Genomic DNA, 22,247 nt, shown 5'->3' with positions numbered 1-22,247 from the left:
CTGGCGGGCCAATAACAGCAAGCAGATAAAGCAGTTCTGCGGAGAAAGCGTCAGTTAATCTGGCGTTTTTTTCGTCCGAAATTCAGATCAATCTCAGATCCCGCAACTGCGCGAATCATATTTGTCTATTAATCTAATGACAAACTGTTTGTTGTTAGATTAATACCAGATGAGTATTTTTTTATCGATCACCTGATCTTATAAACAGTCTTTAAGTGAATCCCTGATCGCATGATCAGGGATAGATTGGCGGCTTAGAGTAGACTCATACCGTGAGGGGTGATGATAGGCGGTGTGCCTAATGTTACATGGCGGCTTGGGGCCGGAGCCGGTACGTGGGGAACGTTATTGTTTCCCAGCGGAAGCGATGATAATCCACCTCCATTGATAGACTCAAACATTGCGGCTACCTCTTCTAAGTGCTCAGGCGTACCCAAATTCAGAAGGGCGTTTTTTTGCTTTTCAGACATAAAGACCGGCAGTACACGCGATGCCATATCCATCATTTTCTCACGGCGTTCCTGCATTGCATTTGCACTTTCAAGCATGGCAACCTGATTACGACAGAGTTCCTGCAAATCTAATAATTGCCCCTGCATCATCAACATTTCAGACTCATACCCAGCCACGCGATGCGCAGTTTCATACATTGCGTCCTCGCGCTTCATGATGTCCATATGAGAAAGCAGAGCCATCGCAGCTTCAGCACTGTATCCAGCGTTAATAAGGCTTTCAACGCGCCACTGGTCCACGTTTGTGACGCTTTCGAGCATGGCATGGCTTCGGCTCAAGCTTGGATAATTTGGCGTATGGACATAATCAACGCCGCTAAAGCCTTTTACATATGACTGAGTAGGGTGATCGCTGCCTTTAGTTGCCCATGACCAGCCGCCAGCCATTGAGCGATCCATTGCATCCACTATGCGCCCAGGCTCTGTATCAAGAATTTCCTGCGTATGCTCAACGATGCCGTTGTCATCAATTGAAATAGCTAACGTGCGGTTTGATGGTACGTTCTGAAGAACAACCTTTTGTCCGTCAATTGTAACCGTGCAGGATTCAGGCAAATCCAGACTGCCGGTTTCTCTATGGTACAAAGCGCGGTTGGTGTGCCCGTAATATCCGAACATTTCACCCAGCGCGATTCGCTCTTTTACTTCTGGTAATGCAAGCGTGGCCCGCACCGCAGCAACAATATATTTGCGCCCGTTTTGAGCAGTGTGCTTTCTGATGTTATCCACCAGTGAAAAGCTGTCTGTAACTGTACGAAGGGTCTTTTCTTTACCCATGATTTCCCCTAACTAAATTTCCATTGCGACCAGGACGGGGAAATGTATCGCAAGTGAGTTAAGGTATCTGACTAAAAAACTAATTTAAAAATAGATGGATAATTATTTATTAGAAAATTAGACTCACTTTCAATCTCAACAAACATTTGGCTCTTTAAAGTTCAAAAATTCTAAGGTGATAGCTACCCGTGCGGCAGGAAATGATCACCAGGTCGTCACCGTCGAAAGTAAAACGCGGGCCTGCCGTCGCAAACCCTGTACATATTGTCCCCTGGCGCAGAGATTCAGTGGGTGAGTTTCCGGCTGAAGCATTCAGGCATTCAGCCAAAACCAGTTATGACCAGTCGTTTAGTGTTTTTGCGTGTCATGATTCTGGTGTAGATCATGCGGCAACCTGCGCAGGTTTTATCTTGAGAGGTGCAGAAAACAATCTCGCGATTCGCCTGGCTTACATTCGTGGCGAAGTGCCAGAAGTCACTGATGGTGGTCACGCACTTTTTGAAAATTACAAGGAAATGGCCATCGCTAATGGCGTGGAAGAACATGATCCGGTTTTAGTAAGATGCCGCTGATAAATCTTTATCTAAAATTAAGGCCGCATTGCGCGGCCTTTAGTTATGCCCTGATTAATTCATCAAGCAACGTTGCCAGTTCGCTTTGTGTGAAATCACCAAATCTAGGTTTATGCGGGGCGCTTTCCATCATCGGATCTTGTTCGGCTTTCTGAGCCTGAAATTCCTTATAAATTTTATTCACCGTTTCAACCGGCATTTTCAGGCTGTCGGAAAGTAAAGATGACATGAGAGTAGGTGAACCAGCCAATTTAGGGTTGTTCTGCATCGCGTCCAGAATGCCCACCAGCGCCGAAATAAAGTTAACGTTACTTTCGCGCTCACGGTCGTTCTCTGCCTGTATAGCAGTGTTGTTTGAATTAAATTCAACACGGAAAGGGCGATTGTTCTGTTGGTAAACTTTGCCGTATTTGAAAGCGCAGTGAATATCCAACACGCGATATATTGTTGTCATTGCAGCATTGCGAATCCATAACCCGCGCTGCGCACCCTGAATTGCTGTTTGCGCCCAGCCACCTTCCCCTAATCCACCGGCCATTTGATCGGACCAGCCCATAAGAGACGCGTCCGAACCAACTGAGGCGCATAACTGACGCAGGTGAAACATTACATCTTCAATGCCATTGATATCCACCGGGATCTGTTGCGTATCGAACGTCACGCCGCCTTTAGTGCCCATTGTCGGGATAAGGTGGTTAAGTACCGTTGGCATAGTATTGCCGTTACGGGAAAGCCGAGAAATTTCATCCATGCTTCGCTTAAGTGACTGGCTAACGTTACGCAGGTGTGTAGCGGCGTTTGCCGGGTCGAGTTCGTCAGTTGTCAGTGCAATCAGGCGGTCAATAGTTGCGGCATTACGACGCGCAGCTTTCAGTGCACGTAGAGAATCACACAGATTAATGTATGGCTCATAACTGTATTCAAGAAAGCTAGTGCCATAGTTTTGTGTCTCTGATAACACACGATACGCCGGGTCCTGCATCAATGTGTAGCTGGTTGAGCCTGTAATAATCGGACGGTCATTGATGTCTGGAACCCAATAGGGGTTTTTCATGGAAATCATATCCCACGGCTTCGCCAGGATACGCTGATACGTTTGGGGGTCGAGAAGGTAATCACCAGTAAATCCAGCCAAATCACCGCCACGGTAAAACTCACTAATGAAATGAGGCAAGGTGTAGTAACTGGATTCGAATGCCTGAATACCTTTTCCTTCTTTCGCATAAGGGCGAATGTACGCGACGCCGAAAGTGGCCATGATGATTGCCCAGGACGGCAGGCCGGTATTTAGCATTTCCCTAAATCGTTTGTCATTTCCTTACAGCGGTTAATCGTCTCGGTGTCAGACGGGTCAATTGGTGTAAGGCTGAAGCAAAGGCCGCTTTTTTTGTCCACGGATAATGCGGATGAAACGTGAATATTCAGTGCCGTCGAAACGATTGGTGAACGCATCATCTGGTCAAATAATGCATAACGAGCCATGCGATCCGTGGGCATAACTACGCTTGCTGACATGCTGTCACCAGCGGATGACATGCCCGTGTTCTGATCGTCAAAAACACCTGGCAGCACAGAGCGCGACACAACACCGCGCCTGCTGGTGGTCATAGGTACGTTGTTAATATGATCGCCAGCATCATACCCGCGCATGAGCCGTTTCAGGGCGGCAATTGGATTGTTAGAACGAGGTTGCTTCACGGTTGGAAAACTCACTTCGGTTACGGTTTGCATTGGTTCGCACCATAACCGATGTGAGTTATCAAGAACTGTGAAGAAACAGAGTTGAGAAATAGATGGAACTTTAATCACATAACCCTCTTTCAAAAGAGGGCTATTATTATGTTTAATAAAAATCAAAGATTTTCATTTAGGAGTGCCATATATAGCTTCATATAATCCACCTAGGCAACCAATAACAAAGTCTCGGGCATCCATATCTTCCCTAACAATTGACATAATTTTTGATTCATAAAAATTTTTATTAGGGCAGTTGAGTTTTTTTATTATTTTATCAATGACGCCAGTCCTTCGAATCGAGTAACGTTCTATAAGGAACTTAGAATCTTGTCGATGTATTGCTTGCTTATAAATTTGTACTTCTTCTGCATAGATGTCACCTGCATCAATTTCTATTATTTTATTAGTAAACCCCTCCTTATTGTTGGGGGTGAATTCATTAAATCTCCACCTAACGGCTTTGTTTACAGCTAAGCTGCATAAGTCTGTAAGCCTTGATTCATTATCTAATGTTTTTATTACATCGAGGTTTATTTCTGATAATATTTTTTCGTCAACATTAAATGTTGGTCCAAGGTGTGTTATGAAAAACATTATCATCTGGGGGTGATAGAAAATAGACTCTATAGAGTGATATTTCAATGTATAGATTCCATCATCCCTTAATTTTTCTATTTCTTGGGTTTTTTTATTGTCGTTGTCAACCAGCCCATAGGCATTAATCCATCCCAACCTATCATTGTTGCGAACACCTCTAACCGACACTGAAACATCTTCACAACCTTCTTTAGATATAAGTGTAACCTCTGGAAATACGGCTTTGTACAGGCCCATATCTAGGCTAGTATTTACTCCTTCAATAAATAAAATTTCTTTTCTTGCGCCTAGGATATCTTTTCTTATGTGCTCTGGAATTAGTGTTGGTTCGGTTAAATATTCAACATCCCATGACTCTGCTATTTTATCAACATAGTTACAAGAATTTACTAACAGGACTTGAGAGCCATCCATGTCTGAAGCCAGTCCTATGTCATGTGTAGAAACTATAAAATAACAGTCAGGTCTAATAGAGATTAATTCTGATAAAAGAGGGGAGGATATTGATCTATGTAAATGTCTTTCTGGCTCATCGATAATGAATAAAGTTCCAGGTAAAGAAGATATAACATCGGCGGATATGATTATTGCATTCTTTTCACCATCAGAAAGCTCAGATACGGAATACATCGATGGTGGGTTGTATCTAGAGTTCATTGCTATAATATTATCTTCGTGGTCATGATAAATGCTTATTGGCATTCCAGATGACTTTAACACAGAATTGATTTGCGTTACTGGGGAAGGCGGAGCTTCTACCGCCCCATTAAAATCCCTAGCGTCAACTTTAGCCGCAAGATCTCTATTCCTTCTGTTTACACCTTTTTTTAATCGTATGATTGGTAATTTATTTTGTCTGTTATCGTTTATCTTCCACCGATATTCGCTTGTATATTTTACATTTGTGTTGAGGAAGCTTAAAGTTTGCTCGTACTCTGCATTTGACATATCAATTACAGCATCATCGAACCATACTTGGCGATGTGCGGAAAGTAATACCATTTTTTGACGATCATCTAATCTCTGCATGATGTTATATATAAGAGAAGATTTGCCAGATCCATTTGGTCCCAAAATGAAAAGTACGCTTCCTTTTTCTAAGGAAATACTTTCATTCTCCTTGGTTTGAGTGGGTATTTTTATTTGAATTAAGTCAGACAATTTATATCCTTATTTATTAGCAATGACTGCTTGCTTAAAAAATGCAAGAAGGGTAAAGCATTAAAAAATCAAATCCACTTTATAAATCAACTAAATACTTCATGGGAATAGAAGCAGTTGAAAGTCTAAAAGTAAATTAATAGTTTTTCAAATGACGATCAAGTGGATGTTTTAGGCAGGACATATTTCATATCAGGTACCAAAAACTCACTTCGGTTACGGTTTGCAGTGGTTCGCACCATAACCGATGTGAGTTTTTGGAGATTAAACGTGGCAACACCAGAGAAGCGCGGGCAGGTCAGCAAGTTGCTGATGTCCGTAAGTAACATCAAACAGATCGTGCGCTTAATTAACAGCCTGTCGAATTCCCGGCAGGCTGTTTCTTTTGGCGTCGAAAAACGCGATGGCGTAAGCATTGAGCGCGAGCGCCGAGAAGCTAACCAGGCGGCAATTGATTTACTGGCAACCTTAAAGCCAGACGAAAAACTAACTGACACTCAGCGAGCAACGCTTGCAGGCTATACAGGTAAAGGTGGTATTGGCGGAAGCGAGTATGAGTATTACACGCCTCAGTACGTGGCAGAGGGCATGTGGGACATGTTGGCAGCGTATGGGATAAACGGCGGCTTAGGGCTAGAACCTTCAGCCGGGACCGGGGTATTCCAGGAAACGAAGCCAAAAGGCATGGTTATGCAGGCGGCGGAACTTAGTGACACGTCAGGGCGCATTAACCAGCTACTTCACCCGGAAGATAATGTATCGATCACACCGTTCGAGGATCTTGCACGCATAACGCCGGATAACACGTTCGATCACTGTGTAGGGAACGTGCCGTTCGGCAGTTCACGCGGCGGGTATGCCGAACGAGATCCGGCTTATAAAAACGAGTCGCTGGCCGGATATTTTGTTCTGCGTCCAATCGACAAGGTTAAGCCTGGCGGGCTGATCACTTTGATTGTGCCGAACGGACTGACACACAACAGCGGTGATAAGAAATTACGTGAACGGGTATCACGTAAAGCGGAGTTTTTGGGCGCGCACCGTTTACCGTCTGGCACGTTTGCCAACAACGGCACAGCAACGGTCGTTGACGTATGGGTATTGCGAAAGCATACAGAAGAACTGGCGGAACGTATCGAGGCCGGGGAAGACGCCATTCTGCGCGAGGCTAACGTACTGTGGGATACCTTCATCAATGGCAAATGGTTTGACCGGGAAGGGAAAAAATTTATTCACGGCACGATGTCGATAGAAGGCAAAGACAAGTTCGCCCGGATGGTGGTTAAAGCTGATGGCCAGGTAACACAGGCATCCATCAAATCGGCGCTGGCCAGACGTTTTGAAAGCCGCATTAATTGGAATTTGCTGGCATTAAGCGAACCAGTTATACCGTCCGTGGGTGAAGGCGAGAAAAAGCTGATTAATGGCGTCTGGAATGAATTTATCGGCGGTCGCTGGCTGGTGGATGACAATGCGAATTACGCTGCGCTCGATGACGTGGCTTACGGCGCAAAAAAATTATGACGATCTTCGTTCCCGCGTGTCCACCAGTGAGGGCATTCTTACGCTGAACATGGCGCAACTGGAGAACATAGTTAAGCGTTTTCCTGACGTTTTTCCGCAGGAATACCAGAGTACGATCCGTTTCGCTATGAGCCAGAAACCGGCAATGCGCGAGCGTGTTTTACGTGGTTCAGTTATTGGTGCCCGTATACGCATCATTCAGGACAAAATTGCCACTGGCTACAACGCTGAATCGCTCGATCTGGAACTGGCTGACCTACAGAAACAGGTGGGTGAGGAAGTACGCCGCAGCGGCAACCCGCACCACGGAAAATCAGCCGCGCTGAAGGGTGAAGGAGCAGCAAACTGGCTGAAGTTTAAAGCCAGCGTGACCAAAGACGGACAACTGACGGCACTGATAACAGGCACGCTTGAGGCAGGCACGGCAAAAACGCATGATGCTACTGATCATGAGCAGGTGTTACGCCATCTCTTCAACCAAATTGATTTAGATCCAATTGAACTGAGCGCATTCCGTGAAGCTTTTGAAGGTGAGTTGCCGGAAAGTGACAGTGAACTGCTAAACCTATTGGCGCAAAAAGACGGGATCGCCGTTCAGCCAGATGGCACGCTAATTCCTATGGATCGCGCTACCAGCGGCGATATTGGCGCACTTAATAGCGCATTAATGGGCGCACTGGCTGGCACGCCTGACGGGGCTATCAAAGACAACTACCAAAAGCAGTTAGCGGAGATTAGAGCGAGACGTAAGTGGACCAAAATTGATGATATAGATTTTTCTCTTAACTCACGCTGGTTTGACCGCCGCCTTGTCATGGAATTCCTTCATGAAAATGGTTATGAAGACGTTAAATATATTCAGAATGTTGATGTTAAAAACGGCGCGCTGGTATCTGAAAATGGCTACAGCGGGCGCGATGGCATATTCACTGGCTACCGCTACAAAACCGTTCAGCAACGCGATAAAGAGTCGGGCAAGAGCACGTTTGTTTACAAGCGCGTGCGCAATCAGGATGGTTTTCTCGACCAGTTTGAAAACTACCTCAACGGCGTTAAGCCACGCGGCCCGCTCGCAAACACATACCTGGAAAAAATTGGGCGCCTGGAAGAAGAGTTTAATACGTGGGTGCGCCAGCATGATGACATCAAGAAGCTTGTTCAGGACTATAACGACGCTTTTAATGCTTTCATTCCCTTCAGCCATTCGGAAGAGTCACTAAATCTCAAAGGTGTATCAGGTGCGCGGATTCCGTTCTCATATCAGAACGCGGAAGTTCGCCGCTTGTCAGAAGATGGGCGCGGCATAAACGCATTCGGAACGGGTGTAGGTAAAACCACGACCGCGCTGGCGTTGGAAGCCTATAACTTTGAAAACGGTCGCAGCAAGCGCACGGCAATTGTGGTGCCGAAAGCGGTGTATCAGAACTGGTATTACGAGGCGCAAGAGTTTTACAGCCCGGACGCACTGGCCAGCATGTTGTTTGTTGGCCTGGATGAAGTCAAAGGTGAAGACGGTAGCATTCAACAGGTGCCAGTGCTCGATGAGAAGGGCGAGCAGTTCATTAACCCTAACACCGGGCAAGCTACTTACCGCAACGCTGTTTCTGTATCATCCGCCGACACAATAAAAGAGCGCATGAACATGATTCCGATGTCGAACTATCGCACCGTGATCATGACCAAAGAGCAATTTTCAGCTATTCCGTTGCGCCCTGAAACAGTAGAAAACCACGCGCGTGAAGTGTTGTTTGCTGAAGCTGATGCAGGCCGCGTAAACCTGAGCGGCACAAAGCACCGTGATGCCCAAAAGAAAAACAGCATTCTGGCGAAAGCGTCTAATACAGGCAGCACCAAAAAAGAAGAGTTTCCATATTTCGAAGACATGCTTTTCGACAGTGTAATCGCGGATGAGGGGCACAACTACCGCAACAGTTTCGCTACAGGGCGCGAAGCCTCGCAACTGGCATACCTTCCAACAAACAGTGTGGCCAAATCAGCTCGCGACTTTGCACTCAAATCCTCGTATCTGATGAAGAAGCACAACGGACGTGGACCGGTACTGCTGACAGCTACGCCATTGGTTAACTCGCCGGTTGACGCCTTTAATATGCTTTCTCATGTTGTTAGCCAGGAAGAATGGCAGCGCATGGGCATCCTTACGCCAGATGATTTCGTTAAAGTGTTTGGAGAAACCGAACTCGTTAACGTCATGAAGATTTCCGGCGAGATTGAGCAAAAACAGGGGCTAGTCGGCTTTAAAAACCTTGACGGGCTACGAGGCATTTTCCATCGCTGGACCACGCTGAAGACCGCACAGGACGTTTCAGATACGGTCAAAATACCTGAACTTGATGAACAGAATGTTCCCGTGCCAATGACAAGTGAGCAGGAGGCGAGATACGAGGAACTCCGCCAGCGTGCTGATGATCTGTCTAAAGGTAAAAAGATGGCGAGGAAGAACGCGATTCTATTTTCAGCATCATCCGCGACATGGACCGTGTGTGTATCGATCCTGATTTATATCATCGGCAGATGACTTTCCGTTTTCCAGTTGAGAAACAGGACGCTGTTAAGTCGCTGGTGGGCGAACTGCCGGTTGCCGTTAAAGCAACTGACGACGAAGAAAAAAATAGCGAGACGGTAAGCGTAAACGTTACGGCGAAAATGACTGTTACAGCCGATTACGTTGAAATTATTGTGCCTGAAGCGGCAGAAGAAGAAGTGCTGAAGCGCCTAGCCAAAGTCGGTCTTAACGAAAAAGATGTTTCGCACCCAGTACCACCAAAATACAGCGCGCTTATTGAAAACCTCAAAACCGGCCTGGAAGATGGCAAGCAAATTATTTTCACCGATGAGAAGACGCAACACGGCAAACTGAAGCGCATTATTGCATCCGCGTTGGGCTTCGATCCAAAAGAAATCGGCATTCTGAATGCCACCACTGTTGCTGAAGCCGGCAAAAGGGTAAAGCGCCAAAAGCGGTTAAGTTGCCCAAAGAGCCGAAAGAAGATGCAACCGACGACGAATTACAGGCGTATTACACGCAAAAAGAAGCTTATGACACCTATATCGCCAGCAAAACAGAGGTATCGCTGGGAGGGATGGAGTCGATAGCTGCTGATTACAATGAAGGCCGCACGCGCATCCTCATTTGCAATAAAAAGGCTGAAGTAGGGATCAACCTTCACCACGGCACAACGGACGTGCATCACCTAACATTGCCGTGGACGCCAGCCAGTATTGCGCAGCGTAACGGGCGCGGTGCCCGCGTAGGCTCGAAAGCCAGCAAAGTTCGTGTGCGATACTATTGTGGAAAAGGTTCGTTTGATGACTTCCGCATGAAGGCATTAAAAAGCAAAGCGAACTGGATTGGTGACATTCTCACGTCTGACGCATCACGTATGGCCAATGCTGACGCTAATTCGCAGGAAGAGATGAATCTGCTGCTTGCAGCCGATCCTGAAGACTATGCGCGCCGCGTGGAAGAGGCCAAGAAAAAGGCTGAAGCTATCGCCCGCGCTGCTGCTGAGAAGCGCGCTAAAATCGACCTGAATGAACTTGTCAAAATGCAGCACGCTTTGAAGCTTCCGGTTAATTTAGTGGAGTCCACGTTAACTAACGCGAGAACCACTCTGGATAGTCGTCGCCAGTACATTGCGTCAAAGCAGGAAGAATTACAGGAGGCTATCGACAAGGGGCAATCTTATTTAGAGAAGTCTCTGCGCTTTGAAATTGTTGAACTGAGTAAGGAAATAAACAAAGCGCAAACTAATATTCGTCGGGGTGAGCGCCAGCTCGTTCGCGCGAAGAAAGCGGAGCAGCGTATTAAGCAGTTGCGCCCGGAGGTAGAACGAGCCATTAACGCCGGTCTGGTGGACGTTGATATTGATATTCTTACCCACGGCGATAAGTATGTTCTTCTGCCGGATGGCCGAACCGTGAAAATTGGGGCTATTTATTCGCGGTATAGCGGCGACAGTTATATACGTGTTATGAGCCTGGATATTGATGCGTCAGAAGCGGTTTGCGATGAAATATTCAAATCGCGGATCGCGGATAAACTGCATAAGAAAATCAGAGTCCGTTTTGATAATTTAGGTGAATTATCAGACATGCCTGAGTCAGAGGCTTCATTGCGCGAATGGGGCGCGCAGGGTCAGCACATTTACCAGGTAGCTGACCGCGTAACAAAAGCAGAATTTGTATCGTTACTGAAAGCCAGCCAGTTATTGCTCACTGATGATTATGTTGTGTATCGGGATGCTGAAGGAAAACTGGCGGATTACGCGCTTCGCGAGAGCAAAACATACGGCTACGGTACGATTATTAAATCCGGCTCATTGTCCTGGCTTGCGCAGAATGCCGATAAAATTGTTTACCCGGATACTAATGATGTTGAACTGAAAACGGCAACTGCTGGCTGGTATCGTGGCGACCGCAGCACACGTCATGTTGAGCCATTTATGATTGCGTTGTTTGGCCGTGATTTTCAAAAGGAAGTCGATAATTACGGGGAGACGGCTAACGCGGTTGTGATCGCGTCAGTCGTTTCGGATTACATTGCTAAGCAACTGGAAGGGACCGACCGGGAAGGGAGAAACTTCAAAGGTGAAGGCAAATCTCAATATGGTGCATACCTGCTGCAAGGGCAGTATGATCCGGCTAAGTACATGGAATGGCATATATCTGTACGTAATACAGCGTATGTCCCTGAGCAATATAAAAACAAAGATGACTTTACAGCTACGTTGCAAGAAACGTTTGCGCTCAAAACCCGTGAACATTTGGCGGCTACAATCTCGACCGCAAAAGAGCGTGCGCATAAAGTCTGGCTTAACTATCGCGATCAGTTGAAGGCGTCATTAGAGGATATTATTGAACTGCTAAAGCGTGTGCCTGAAAATGCGAGTCAGATGGCTTATATGTATCGCACCTACAGCTCTAATCATCTGGATTACGAAACGAACAATTATGATGTGTTGTTCGCTCATGCCGTGCGCCTGGGGCTTGTGGTTGAAAATTCCATTACTGAAGGCTGTTTCGCTGACTCCGTAATGTTAAATGAAACCGTGTCACGCATTAACGCGGCATTTGCGGAAGCGAACAAAGACCGGGAAGGTCTGATCAATAATCTCAAGCTGAAAGCCGGTTTGATCTCAAAGGATGAGATTGACGCCGCCAAAGCCAATAAAGCGGCCCGTGACGCTGAAGCGAAAGAAGAAGCTGAATCAGCTATGCGTGACTCAATCACCATAAAACGCAACAGTCAGGCGCTGACGGGCGGTAAAGCGGCTAACCGGTATAACTTCGCCCCAGATGAGGCAATTTGCCTTCAGGATGAGGAAGGGAAAGACGGTGCGCTTTATCGTGCCAAAGATACACTCAAGGCTAAATTTAGAGCCAAATATCACAATGGCAAAATAACAGGCCAGGAGTTAATGGGAAGCTGGTGGATCATTTCTGCACAGCATAGTATGCAGGACGTGCTTGCCGTTATTTCATCATATAAATAAACGGAGTCGCCCCGTATGGGACGAATAAAACAATGACTACATTAATCGACGCTGTAATGCCTACTGAGGAACATCTTGAACAGGCATTACAGCAAGAAGCTTTAGCGGGACGTACAGAAGACGCCTTTACCGCTTCATACCTGGCTGGTGTGAGTAAACAACTGAGTGATAATCCAACAATCTATCGTGCTTATGGTCCGTGGTGGCCGGAAATTAAACGACTTATTATCGAAACTGAAGTGAATCAGTCTTTTGGACAAGGCATTGATGCAGATGTTAAGGCAATATATAGCCTCACTCGTCCGGCACTGACTGTTATTGCAGCGCATCTATACAGTGCTGAACGGATTGAGTCGGGGTATATCTACAGTGCTTATCATGAATTGCCCGTTCACGAAGATGCCGACGATACAGAGCCATATCTGTATGTCAGTAATGATGATGAAATCGAGAAGTTGATAGCAATCAGGGGGTGATAAAAGTGGGGATACCAAAGCGTTTTTTCACCCGATTAGAGTTATTCGACAAAGCGGAGTCGCTTGGATTCGAAATGCGGATGACCTCAAACCGTATGCTGATATTGGTCAATAAGACCGATCCAGAATGCTGGGGAACGGTCACGGATCTAAGTACAGGGCTACCCGTTGTCGGTTTCAGGCATTACGACATGGCTGGCTGGGAGCGCGCTTTACCCGAAAACATAAAGCGAATCCTGGACCTGTCTGGCGGGCCAAAAAAATTGGGTAACGGTGAATAAAAAAGGGGCTTAGTGCCCTTTTTTTCAACCATAAGTTGCAATAGCAACCAACGGTATTTGAGATGGTATTCTAATTCTCATCCTCATCCTCATCTTCCCAACCATCTCGATCATTCACTTCTCTTCTGGAGAGAAATACATCATCCACATCACTTTGTACTTGAGCAGGATTCCCACGCGGAACCCGAAACATTGGGTCTTCTAACAGTGAGCTTGGCAGGATGATAAACCTTGTAGGGTTCAATTTATCTGCGTGTACGTCAAAACTAAATTCGGGAACCTGACCTTGTGCTCGCGCAAGGATGATTGCCTCTTTGTCATAGATATCATTGGGAAATTCGCGATTTACTACGGTTACTTCGAATAGCTTTAAGCCTAACCGTTCTTCAAGTTCTTCTTCGGTAAATTCTTCAGCAGCGTCTTTTTGGAAAGCTTCCAATTCCAAATCAGTGAATGCAATAAAATTGCTGTCTTCCATTATTTTTATCCTGTTAGCAAGTGAGGGGACGTGTAGCAAGACAGGTATGCGGGCGAACCATTTCTACTTCAAGTTAATGTATAAATTAAAATAGATTAACCCCTTTGATTGCAGAAATCATGCTTTTGATTGCATTTGACTGTTTTTGTTATTGCATTAAACTAATAGAAAATTATATAGTCTTGCTGTGCCAGCGTAGCAGCAAATAGCAGGCACAAAAAAACCCGCACTTGGCGGGTTTTTAGGGGAAGAAGGATTGGCGGCTAACCTGCCTTCTTCCATTGCATATCCTAACGAGAGAAATATTATCATGAGTACACAGTCTAAGCGAGTCGCTTTACCTGTTGATTTCGTCAATATTGGCGTGCAATCACCCGCTCAAAACTCTTCTACCACTACCAGCACTATTCCAATGCCAGTGAAACTAATGGGAATTCTGTTTGGTACGCTGGGCGTAATGACACTCCTGAACGTGGTTTATACAGTGGCGGCAGGCCATTAATGCAAGCCAGCTAAACAAGGCGCTGAAAAGCGCCTTTTTGCGTATCAGGGATCGCGCTATGACCTTCCACCAGCTTGTTTCATTACCCCCGATAGCGTTGATCGGGATGTATCTCGTTGCCGGTGCAATTTACTACGCCTTTATCACCATCCTCATTTGCGACACAAAACCCGGATTGTTGTTTTCGGTGGGCTGCGTCACAGCCTGGCCTCTCATGTTGTGCCTGTTGATAGTGCTGCTGGTGGAAGAAGTGTTAGCGGTTTTAGGCGGGCTGATATGGATAAAATTAAAGAGGAAAAAATGAATTGTAAGAGCCGAAAGGCAAAAGTTTCGTTAATTCAAATGCGCCTTGTTACGGCCATAACTTTTGAGATCGCGCGTCAGTATCCAGGTATTACAGTCGAACAAGATCAGTTTAAAGTGATTATTGCAGCCGCTAACAGAGTTAAAGCTGTTTACGAGGGCACTGAGGTAACGCTTAACACTGTGGAGGAAGAGTAATGGCATTAGAATGGCAGATTGCAAAAGTGGAAATTCTTGATGCAAACGGCTCATACCTTAAAAAGGGTACAATTCTTCCAGTTTTTATAGATGAAGATGGTGACGTATCAATCCGTGAAGATTTCGAAGCAGGCGAGCCGGTTATTCATATGCTGGATGATCTACGCGATGATGGCGTGCGACTGAAAATGAAACCAATCGTATTTGAACAAACGGACCATGTATGAGTGCAAAATGCCGGAATTGGGTGCGTTGACCATACAGAGCATTGCAGTAAAGGCAGGGGAATGAATAAAGAAGGCGTGATGCGAAACATAGCAGTTAAGACAGATGAGTTAACTGGAGCAGCCCTTGATTGGGCAGTCGCAGATGCTATTGGCTTGCCTAAACCTAAACAGGTAGATGGTGATGGGGTATGGCATCGTTGGTATCAGCCTGTACTCAGTAATGGTGAACCGTGGGGAAGTGAAGAATGTTTTCATCCGTCTACCGACTGGAGCCAGTGCGGCCCTTTAATTAACCGTTTTAAGGTGATGGTTGATCATGACTTTGAAGACTATTCAACGCCGAAAGAGCCATGCTATGCCGAGAGCAATTACTACTGGGCGATTGGTGAAACTGAATTGATCGCAATATGCCGGACGATAGTTAAGCGCCATTTTGGCGAGTCGGTAAACGTACCGGCTGAGCTGGTGGAGACTGCTTAATGTCACTCTTCCAGTGTGAAGTATGTGGATGTTGCGAAAACACAGCCCTGGCATTTCAGGGATTTCATGGCTTGTTTGAAGGCTTCTTTGACTGGTCATATGCGCCAGAACGCAAAGGGAAGGGGCTGTGTAGCGCGTGCGGCCCTTTAGCCTACCGTGATGGCAAGCCAACTGAATACGGTCAATGGCATGGCTTATTTAATCGTGTATTTCTACCAATGGGTATGTTCCGTACCAATGAGCAGGGCAATCTGGAACACATTGAAACGGGTAGTGATGACATTCTGGCGTATGAGATCAAACAGGAAACAGTATGAGCAGAGTTAACGGCAAAAAGCCCACCAGCACCACCAGCAAGCCTTAACCCTTACCTTATTGGTTGCAGCGCGTCTGTGGCTTATTCAGGCCAGAAATATTCGTGTGGTACAGAGCACCCGCACGGGACGTTGTTATGTGCGGCATGCTCAGCCAATGCGCGTGGCGTTGGGCTGGAGGTGAGAAAATAACTTTTCCAGCTAAGCGTCCGCCAAGTGAAACAGGCAACTAAACAAATGGCGCTGGCTATGTAATACCACATGAAAAAGAGCCGCATTAGCGGCTCTTATACTATTTAATAAACTCAGCAAAACGCTCTTTGTTATCAACCAGCCATTCTGGAAAATTGGTTTTCGTGACTGGTATAATCTCCATTTTGCGTGGGCGGTTCCAAATGTCTATATTGTTTTCTACGCAGTTTCTAATGTGATCTGGGTTATTGAACTCCGGCAGATCATACTCAGTATGTGAAATGGTAGACATTTTTTCACTGATACGGGCATCTGTCATCACCCATGAGAAATGCCAGCCGCCGTTATGGATGATTTTTGTCTGCCATTTCAGGCGATTCCAGAGCCACCAGCTTCTGCGGATCGGTGTACCAACACGTTTCACGTTGCGCAACAGTTCCGGCTGGCCGAGGAAGAAACCTTTCAAATTTTTATAAGTTACCATTTTGGGCAGTTTGCATTGGCGAGAAGTGCCATCATCGTTCAGCACCTTTACATTGAATTTGAAGTTATAAAAGTCCATGTAAATCGTTGTGCAAAGGCGTCGAGGACTAAACTTCTCGATTACTTCTGGACGATATAATTCGTCAACGTCGGAAACAATAATAATGTCATCATCCTTCGCGCCAACCAGACCTTTCATAATGGAATTACGAGCAATGGCTTCGTTTTCCCACGAATCCACATCACCATCAGGGGCGTATTTAGTGGCGGCGTATAGGCGAGGAGGTGTGTCGTTAACAACATAAATAATTTTTTCGCGGAAACGAGAAAATTTTTCTATATCAAAATTGAGTTTTTCACGTTTCAAGCCTGTAAAGGTATACAGTGACTCGACTATAACAAATTTATCTACGTGCTGGTGAAGAGTATTAAGGCGCAGTTCTAAAAGCATGTCTTCGTCATAGTACAAAAAACAATCATAAATCATTAGGTTAGCCTGTTAGATATGTGTTAGGAAATCGCAATCATTCTAACAGTTTGTGAAGAGAAACTCTCTTTTACTATTAGTTAAAAGGTACTAAAAATCCTTCTATTGTTTGATGATAAAATGAACTACCTTAAGGGTTTAGGCGATTTTTATAATCTTTTAAGAGCACCATAAGCATGAAATTTGATATATTTATTTTATTATTAGATAAATAGTCAAATGGATACAGTGATGTCTCATTACAACACGCGTATTGCTAACGGCAGCGCGTTCTACCAGCCTAAAAAACGCAGCGAGCAGCCCCCAGAAGACAACGGCGTAGCTTATGACCCTATGAAAAGCCTGAACGGGGCGCGTAACCTGCGCGCGCGTAGCGGCATTAGAGGCAATAATGCTCCGCGCAGATAAGGACTGGCTAACCGGGTATGTCGCGCGAACCGGCAAAGGTAAAAACGCCATCGCGCAGTTGAACAAAAAAATCAACGTACTCGGTGAGATTGAGAAAGCGCAAAAAACAATCACTAAACCAACCAGAAAGCAAGCCAGTAAAGCCAGCACGAAGCCTTATAAATCACCGCATGAACAGGCATTGAAGCGGCTGGCCAAAAAGCCATCTCTGCTGGAAGGCAAGCAGGAACATTACGAGCAGGTGCGCATTTTCTGGCATTTCGAACAATTTTCCCCAGCTATCTATCAGCGGCTTGCAGCAACACCTAACGGCGGTTGGCGTGGTTTTAAGGCTGGTGGCCAGATGAAAGCTGAAGGACAAAAAAGGGCTACCCGGATATGATGGTTGATAAACCAAAAGGTATCTATCACGGGATGCGTATTGAACTAAAGTTTGGCAGCAACCCATTGAGCACTGAACAGAAAAAGTATCTAAAGCAGTTAACTGAAGATGGCTATTACTGCGTGCTTGCCGTTGGCTGGATGGAGGCGGTAGACGCTATTATGGCCTACTGGCATTTGCAGCCAGGCGAAGCGTTACCGGTTAGGGAGCGCGATCTGAAATGGGCGGCGTAGTTAGACGGATTTTCCTGTCATTGCCACACCAGTTGGAACAGTCAGAGCTGGTAGCAGTTATGCTCGCTAATGTTAAAAGCGGGCTTGTAGATAAAGGGTTTGCGCTTTCATCGCCAGATAAGGTGATTGGTCTGGATGATTTAGACGCGCTGGCGGTACTGCGTCTGTCTATGCTGGTGGCTTGTGATACTGTCTGGTTCCCGAAAGATTTTGAGCGTTCAGCGTTGTCAGTAGGGGAATACAACTACGCCTGGGCGCTGAGAAAGGACATTATTATCGATCCGGTTCGGAGGTTACTTGATTACTAAGAAATTACAGCGCGCCCTGATTTTTACTCTGGTGTTCGCCGTGGCAATGGTTCCGGTGTACATGATGGACCTGAGTAAGAATATCCCGCTGCTGGGGATTAACATAGTTGTGGCGTTTCTGATAGCAGCAACCAGCGCAACTCGCCTGATAAAAAAGAATTAGAGAAATAGACATATTGTGCTAGGGTGTTTTTGAACATTGGACGGTGTTCTAGCATTACCTTACCTCTACTTTTTGGCATTACTTTGCGTGAAGTAGATTGAGTAACAAGGATTTGCCGCTTTTCGAAGCGGCTTTTTTGCGCCCAAATTACGGTGATTTGACAGAAACTCGCGCAGATCATAGTCCGCTATAAGTGAACAGCGGACGTTAATTAATATAGCTGTCAGAGAATGAAAATTATTTCACTATTTAAGTATAAGGGAAACCAGAAATGGAACCATATAATTATAAAAGCATTTACATATAGTCAGGAATTGAACTTAATGCCATAACTCTTTCCTTTTCTTTTTCAGTCATTTCCCTCATGACAATTTGAGATAGTGCTAAGGTTATTTGCTTTGTTTTTTTGAATGCTTTTTCGGTATAAACTTTATTGCCGGATTCAATTTCATTAAGTGTCCCCATGATCCATTTAAGATAAAATACCGGAATTGATATATCGCTTATGTCTTGCCATCTTGTTATGGCTTTAAAATTATTCCAATAGTAACCTTCAAAGTATTTATCACAATCACCCTTGCATGCATAATATACATCTATTACTTCGCTTGGCTTGCCATCATGATGTATCTCTGCATTACAAACTATACCATCATAGTTTTCTTCATGATGATTTTCTATTAAATCCTTTCCGCAACGATCACATTTTATAGGGATGTATTTATCAAAAATTAAGTGCTTTGGTTTTATTTTTCTATAACTTTCAGGTAGATATCTAAGAAGCAGTCTTGAGTAGCCTATTCTAACAAGGTGATTTTCTATTAGTTTACCGTCAAAGAATCGAAAGTCTTTTATCTTTCCATTAATTTTCAGTTGATTAAGTCTTGAGTTTAAACCACTGCTTGGTAAGGTAGAATAAAACCCAATAAAACCGTCAGCGTTGAACCCTTCAACGCGCTCCTGTATATTAATCTCATCTTTTTCTGAAACCGATCTTTTACTAGTTGCATAATGCTTGCAACTTACAAGCCAGCGAAATTTATATTTATTTAACTGCCCTTGTAACTGCTCTGTAATCAGAAGGTCTTTTCCTCCGTCTGCACCTCTATCTGGTGTGGATTCGATATAAAAACCAAGCTCTTCAAGAAAATCACGAGCAAATGACTCCCATACCTCACCATCAATATCAATTTCCGTAAAATCAATCACCGATTAAAACCCCGCCATTTCAATTTTCATTTACCGCATAAGATTACTATAAGTGACTAGAGCGGCCTAATACGCTGACCTCAGCATTATACTTCAGAAGGTACAATGTCCGCTTTTGGCACAAAGCGGAAGTTGTGTAAACATCCCTTACGACTAATCAGCGCCACGAATACTAAGTTCATAAACAACGCAGGACACATCGTAATGTTGTTCTATTGCTTTGTAAGTCATACCTAACCGCTGCATCACTCGCTGAGAGGGTATATTTTCAGGATCGGCAACAGCCACCAAATACGTTGCGCCTGTCTGCTCTGACGCGAAATTAATAATCGCTTTAGCCGCTTCTGTTGCATAGCCTTTACCATTCTGTTCCGGGACAAGCCTCCAGCCAATTTCTAAGGGGGCATTCTCCACGTTTGCCAGGTGCTGGAGGCATGCTGCGCCAACGATGACCCCCGAAGCCTTTTCTTTGATAGCCCACCACGAATACCCGTACTTATCCCAACGGGCCTGAACACGCCTGATACTTTCCCCAGGTCTCTTCTGGTGTTTTAACTATTCCCATATTGATATAACGCATCACGCTGGAATCATTATCCATCAACCTTAAACCCTCGTAGTGTGAGTCATGAAAGGGTTCGAGCCTCAAACGCGCAGTTTCTAAATCCATCTGACATTCCTTTTTACGTGAGGGAGTTAACCGGATGCTCTCTATCAATGAACGTATCACGCTGTGAGCAATGTCATCTACTGTCACGAAGCAGACAACTGAAATCTTACTACCAAAGCGACTGTTAATGAGTCGCTTTTTTATGGCCAAAGCACGTACTTTCTCCGCCGCCTTACCGAAAAAAAACGTGCAAACCAATCAGAGTATGCCTATTATTCTAATAATATATTAGATAAATAGACATACACTCAAAATGCTCCTCTTCAGACGCCGCTGGTACTACTTCACTTTGCTCTTTAAGGCACCCAAAAATCCTGACTTGCATCGTATATCTATCCGCGAGCAAACAAATCGCCTCGGAGAGAACAGGCTCGCCAACATCAAAGCCGGTGAAGACAACATTCCGACTGACGCAGAGTTAGTTGGCATTCTTCAGCACGGTCGCATGACTGAAATCCAGTGGGAGAAAGAAATTTGAGTACCGTGGCATTAGAACAGGCGTCAACCGTCGCGCCTGATATGAGCCTTATCGCTGAGCAAATCAGCCTTATCGCGAGCGGCATTGCTTTTTGTACAAAGCGCGTCGCCGGGGATGATGTTTTTAGGGCGAGAATGGAGCGGATGAGCGACGAAGTGATCGCACTTGCTCAAGATTTTGAACGCTATGCACACAATGAAATCGCAGAATATGACGTGCTGGCCAGCGTTGCAGAAGACAGCGATAAAAAGCTGGTGGCGCTGCGTCTTCAGGTAAATTTGCTTCAGGGCAACATTAACCACCTGACAGATGAATTGGCCGCTGCCGATAGAAAACACTCTGCCGCCGTCGCAACGTCTGAAAATACGATCAGCCAGCTACGGGCTGAAATGGAACGTTTAACTACGGCTCAAACAAACGAACTGGAGCAGTCACGCGCCCGCGCTGACCGCTTTGAGAAAGAAGCCAAAGACGCTCGCGTAACTACTTCAGAACTTACTTCAAAACTGCATAAAGAAATGAATGCCCACCGGACAGCCGCAAGGCACTCCAGAAAGTGAGCCGCGAAAAAGAGGTGCTTCAAGCCGCGCTGGATGTTCTTTACAAAGAGCAGGACAACATTAACGGTTTTACCGGCGATAAATATTGGTCAGGGCTGAAGAACAACCGCCTGACTTTCTACATGCACACATTCAATTATCCGCTGAAATATCCACACGACCCCCGTGACATCGACACGCCGCGTTTTGTCAACAACCTGAATTTTCATATCAATCTGCGCACAACTTATGGTGTGGATCTGGTCACGCGCCTGGATGAGTGGGGCATGGTCCAGTATCAGACGCTGGAATTGTTCAAAGATGAAATCCCAAAAGAACTCTTTGCGGAACTGATTCGCGCACACCACGAAATTGTGGCCATCCGTAATCCGCATATGAAGCGTTTCTTTGATTGGGCGCATTCTTTCCCGCTCACCGATCTGAAGGGCTTAACCGACGCAAACCGCGCCGTGCTTAAAGAGGGCCTCGAAGTAACCAACCTGGCGCAATTAGGTTGCTGCTTCACATCTGACCTTACCCGCCTCAAAGGCGTTGGCGAAACCACAGCACGCAAGTGGCGTGCACTTGCATATGAGCAAGGCGTAGCGTGGATGGCGGAGCATGGGCCGGTTGAACTGGAAAAACCAATGACAGGGATCACTTCTGCCTCAATGCCGCAAAAGTCAGCACAACAAACAAAACCGCAAGCCAGGCCAAAAGTTGGCCGTAGCAAAAAACATCGTAAGGGGAAGAACCGCTAATGAGTAAAGCAATTCGACTGGCAAAGGCTGATATGGAACTGATTGAAAAGGCAGTTATGCGCAGCGCATCAGATATCAACGCGGATCTTTCCCTGATTCATACAACAAGCCCACGTATGGGAAAGCTGGTGGATCACGGCTTTTTTGATGCGATCTCACCAGAACTAAGCGGTCGCCGCACAACGGGTTACAACCTGACCCAAAAAGGGCGCAATGCCTTTGCTCAAGCTGTAAGGGCCTGATGATGGGAAATGCAGGTGTTTATGTCGGGATTATTTTGGG

At 45.6% G+C, this 22,247-nt stretch carries 30 protein-coding genes; 21 read left to right on the top strand and 9 right to left on the bottom strand.

Features of this window, described 5'->3' with window-relative positions; genetic code table 11:
* Positions 1-254 precede the first annotated feature (254 nt).
* Positions 255-1,289 (bottom strand): head processing protein, encoded by a 1,035-nt coding sequence (locus O3W44_RS22655; protein ID WP_269294872.1) that lies wholly within the window; start codon positions 1,287-1,289, stop codon positions 255-257.
* 200 nt (positions 1,290-1,489) lie between these two features.
* Here O3W44_RS22655 and O3W44_RS22650 point away from each other — a divergent pair, with 200 nt between their 5' ends.
* Complete coding sequence (locus tag O3W44_RS22650) at positions 1,490-1,861, top strand: DUF6283 family protein (protein ID WP_269294871.1); 372 nt, start codon at positions 1,490-1,492, stop codon at positions 1,859-1,861.
* Between the two features lie 43 nt (positions 1,862-1,904).
* Here the strand turns inward: O3W44_RS22650 and O3W44_RS22645 are convergent, their stop codons facing one another.
* Genes O3W44_RS22645 through O3W44_RS22635 form a run of 3 tightly spaced genes read right to left on the bottom strand, consistent with a single transcriptional unit; the run spans position 1,905 to position 5,356 of the window.
* Positions 1,905-3,155: a phage portal protein gene (locus O3W44_RS22645; protein WP_269294948.1), complete on the bottom strand. Its 1,251-nt coding sequence runs from the start codon at positions 3,153-3,155 to the stop codon at positions 1,905-1,907.
* Positions 3,149-3,718, bottom strand: coding sequence for a hypothetical protein (locus O3W44_RS22640; RefSeq protein WP_269294947.1), 570 nt, complete (start codon positions 3,716-3,718; stop codon positions 3,149-3,151). The genes O3W44_RS22645 and O3W44_RS22640 overlap by 7 nt, the downstream gene beginning before the upstream one ends.
* A gap of 6 nt (positions 3,719-3,724) precedes the next feature.
* A complete protein-coding gene (locus O3W44_RS22635; RefSeq protein WP_269294869.1) occupies positions 3,725-5,356 on the bottom strand; it encodes an AAA family ATPase in 1,632 nt (543 codons plus the stop codon).
* 270 nt (positions 5,357-5,626) lie between these two features.
* On the opposite strand from O3W44_RS22635, the gene O3W44_RS22630 reads away from it, so the two are divergent.
* From O3W44_RS22630 to O3W44_RS22610, 5 genes are read left to right on the top strand one after another with little or no spacing between them, the layout of a single operon-like run.
* A complete protein-coding gene (locus O3W44_RS22630; RefSeq protein WP_269294946.1) occupies positions 5,627-6,880 on the top strand; it encodes an N-6 DNA methylase in 1,254 nt (417 codons plus the stop codon).
* Entirely contained in the window at positions 6,792-9,416 is a 2,625-nt protein-coding gene (locus O3W44_RS22625) for an SNF2-related protein (protein WP_269294945.1), read from the top strand. Before O3W44_RS22630 ends, O3W44_RS22625 begins: the two co-directional genes overlap by 89 nt.
* Positions 9,380-9,994: a hypothetical protein gene (locus O3W44_RS22620; RefSeq protein WP_269294944.1), complete on the top strand. Its 615-nt coding sequence runs from the start codon at positions 9,380-9,382 to the stop codon at positions 9,992-9,994. The genes O3W44_RS22625 and O3W44_RS22620 overlap by 37 nt, the downstream gene beginning before the upstream one ends.
* Positions 9,982-12,393, top strand: coding sequence for a helicase C-terminal domain-containing protein (locus tag O3W44_RS22615; protein WP_269294986.1), 2,412 nt, complete (start codon positions 9,982-9,984; stop codon positions 12,391-12,393). Before O3W44_RS22620 ends, O3W44_RS22615 begins: the two co-directional genes overlap by 13 nt.
* A gap of 32 nt (positions 12,394-12,425) precedes the next feature.
* A complete protein-coding gene (locus tag O3W44_RS22610) occupies positions 12,426-12,869 on the top strand; it encodes an olxA (protein ID WP_269294865.1) in 444 nt (147 codons plus the stop codon).
* Positions 12,870-13,220: 351 nt separating this feature from the next.
* Here O3W44_RS22610 and O3W44_RS22605 read toward each other — a convergent pair whose 3' ends face one another.
* Entirely contained in the window at positions 13,221-13,628 is a 408-nt protein-coding gene (locus O3W44_RS22605) for a hypothetical protein (RefSeq protein WP_269294864.1), read from the bottom strand.
* A gap of 310 nt (positions 13,629-13,938) precedes the next feature.
* On the opposite strand from O3W44_RS22605, the gene O3W44_RS22600 reads away from it, so the two are divergent.
* From O3W44_RS22600 to O3W44_RS22575, 6 genes are read left to right on the top strand one after another with little or no spacing between them, the layout of a single operon-like run.
* Positions 13,939-14,130, top strand: a complete 192-nt coding sequence (locus tag O3W44_RS22600) for a hypothetical protein (protein ID WP_269294863.1) — start codon at positions 13,939-13,941, stop codon at positions 14,128-14,130.
* Between the two features lie 58 nt (positions 14,131-14,188).
* The gene (locus O3W44_RS22595; protein ID WP_269294943.1) at positions 14,189-14,434 is read left to right on the top strand and encodes a hypothetical protein; all 246 of its coding nucleotides are present in this window, start codon (positions 14,189-14,191) and stop codon (positions 14,432-14,434) included.
* Positions 14,407-14,631, top strand: a complete 225-nt coding sequence (locus O3W44_RS22590) for a hypothetical protein (RefSeq protein ID WP_269294942.1) — start codon at positions 14,407-14,409, stop codon at positions 14,629-14,631. Before O3W44_RS22595 ends, O3W44_RS22590 begins: the two co-directional genes overlap by 28 nt.
* Entirely contained in the window at positions 14,631-14,858 is a 228-nt protein-coding gene (locus O3W44_RS22585; protein WP_269294862.1) for a hypothetical protein, read from the top strand. The genes O3W44_RS22590 and O3W44_RS22585 overlap by 1 nt, the downstream gene beginning before the upstream one ends.
* A 60-nt stretch (positions 14,859-14,918) precedes the next feature.
* Positions 14,919-15,338, top strand: a complete 420-nt coding sequence (locus tag O3W44_RS22580) for a phage protein NinX family protein (RefSeq protein ID WP_269294861.1) — start codon at positions 14,919-14,921, stop codon at positions 15,336-15,338.
* Entirely contained in the window at positions 15,338-15,655 is a 318-nt protein-coding gene (locus O3W44_RS22575) for a hypothetical protein (protein ID WP_269294860.1), read from the top strand. Before O3W44_RS22580 ends, O3W44_RS22575 begins: the two co-directional genes overlap by 1 nt.
* Positions 15,656-15,944: 289 nt before the next feature.
* Here the strand turns inward: O3W44_RS22575 and O3W44_RS22570 are convergent, their stop codons facing one another.
* Entirely contained in the window at positions 15,945-16,814 is an 870-nt protein-coding gene (locus O3W44_RS22570) for a benzoate transporter (RefSeq protein WP_269294859.1), read from the bottom strand.
* 231 nt (positions 16,815-17,045) lie between these two features.
* Between O3W44_RS22570 and O3W44_RS22565 the strand changes: the two genes are divergently transcribed.
* The 5 genes from O3W44_RS22565 to O3W44_RS22545 are packed head-to-tail and all read left to right on the top strand — an operon-like array spanning position 17,046 to position 18,308.
* Positions 17,046-17,222: a hypothetical protein gene (locus tag O3W44_RS22565; protein WP_269294858.1), complete on the top strand. Its 177-nt coding sequence runs from the start codon at positions 17,046-17,048 to the stop codon at positions 17,220-17,222.
* 58 nt (positions 17,223-17,280) lie between these two features.
* Complete coding sequence (locus tag O3W44_RS22560; RefSeq protein ID WP_269294941.1) at positions 17,281-17,604, top strand: hypothetical protein; 324 nt, start codon at positions 17,281-17,283, stop codon at positions 17,602-17,604.
* Complete coding sequence (locus tag O3W44_RS22555) at positions 17,601-17,837, top strand: hypothetical protein (protein ID WP_269294940.1); 237 nt, start codon at positions 17,601-17,603, stop codon at positions 17,835-17,837. The genes O3W44_RS22560 and O3W44_RS22555 overlap by 4 nt, the downstream gene beginning before the upstream one ends.
* Before the next feature lie 59 nt (positions 17,838-17,896).
* Positions 17,897-18,145, top strand: a complete 249-nt coding sequence (locus O3W44_RS22550; protein WP_269294856.1) for a hypothetical protein — start codon at positions 17,897-17,899, stop codon at positions 18,143-18,145.
* Entirely contained in the window at positions 18,135-18,308 is a 174-nt protein-coding gene (locus tag O3W44_RS22545; RefSeq protein ID WP_269294855.1) for a hypothetical protein, read from the top strand. Before O3W44_RS22550 ends, O3W44_RS22545 begins: the two co-directional genes overlap by 11 nt.
* A gap of 297 nt (positions 18,309-18,605) precedes the next feature.
* Here the strand turns inward: O3W44_RS22545 and O3W44_RS22540 are convergent, their stop codons facing one another.
* The 3 genes from O3W44_RS22540 to O3W44_RS22530 all read right to left on the bottom strand — a co-directional run bounded on the left by O3W44_RS22540 (position 18,606) and on the right by O3W44_RS22530 (position 20,187).
* Positions 18,606-19,517, bottom strand: coding sequence for a restriction endonuclease (locus tag O3W44_RS22540; RefSeq protein WP_269294854.1), 912 nt, complete (start codon positions 19,515-19,517; stop codon positions 18,606-18,608).
* A 153-nt stretch (positions 19,518-19,670) separates the two neighbouring features.
* A complete protein-coding gene (locus tag O3W44_RS22535; protein WP_269294985.1) occupies positions 19,671-20,042 on the bottom strand; it encodes a GNAT family N-acetyltransferase in 372 nt (123 codons plus the stop codon).
* Positions 20,014-20,187 (bottom strand): GNAT family N-acetyltransferase, encoded by a 174-nt coding sequence (locus O3W44_RS22530; RefSeq protein WP_269294939.1) that lies wholly within the window; start codon positions 20,185-20,187, stop codon positions 20,014-20,016. Before O3W44_RS22530 ends, O3W44_RS22535 begins: the two co-directional genes overlap by 29 nt.
* Before the next feature lie 319 nt (positions 20,188-20,506).
* Here O3W44_RS22530 and O3W44_RS22525 point away from each other — a divergent pair, with 319 nt between their 5' ends.
* The 4 genes from O3W44_RS22525 to O3W44_RS22510 are packed head-to-tail and all read left to right on the top strand — an operon-like array spanning position 20,507 to position 22,207.
* Positions 20,507-20,665: a hypothetical protein gene (locus O3W44_RS22525; RefSeq protein ID WP_269294851.1), complete on the top strand. Its 159-nt coding sequence runs from the start codon at positions 20,507-20,509 to the stop codon at positions 20,663-20,665.
* Complete coding sequence (locus O3W44_RS22520; RefSeq protein ID WP_269294850.1) at positions 20,662-21,225, top strand: hypothetical protein; 564 nt, start codon at positions 20,662-20,664, stop codon at positions 21,223-21,225. The genes O3W44_RS22525 and O3W44_RS22520 overlap by 4 nt, the downstream gene beginning before the upstream one ends.
* On the top strand, positions 21,222-21,965 hold the full coding sequence (locus tag O3W44_RS22515) for a hypothetical protein (protein WP_269294849.1): 744 nt from the start codon (positions 21,222-21,224) through the stop codon (positions 21,963-21,965). The genes O3W44_RS22520 and O3W44_RS22515 overlap by 4 nt, the downstream gene beginning before the upstream one ends.
* On the top strand, positions 21,965-22,207 hold the full coding sequence (locus O3W44_RS22510) for a hypothetical protein (RefSeq protein WP_269294848.1): 243 nt from the start codon (positions 21,965-21,967) through the stop codon (positions 22,205-22,207). The genes O3W44_RS22515 and O3W44_RS22510 overlap by 1 nt, the downstream gene beginning before the upstream one ends.
* Positions 22,208-22,247 lie beyond the last annotated feature (40 nt).

The organism is Pantoea sp. LMR881, from assembly GCF_027157825.1.
In the GTDB taxonomy this organism is placed as follows: Bacteria; Pseudomonadota; Gammaproteobacteria; order Enterobacterales; family Enterobacteriaceae; genus Pantoea; species Pantoea haifensis.
The sequence above is the reverse complement of the archived record's forward strand: the minus strand, read 5'-3'. Positions and strand labels throughout refer to the sequence as shown.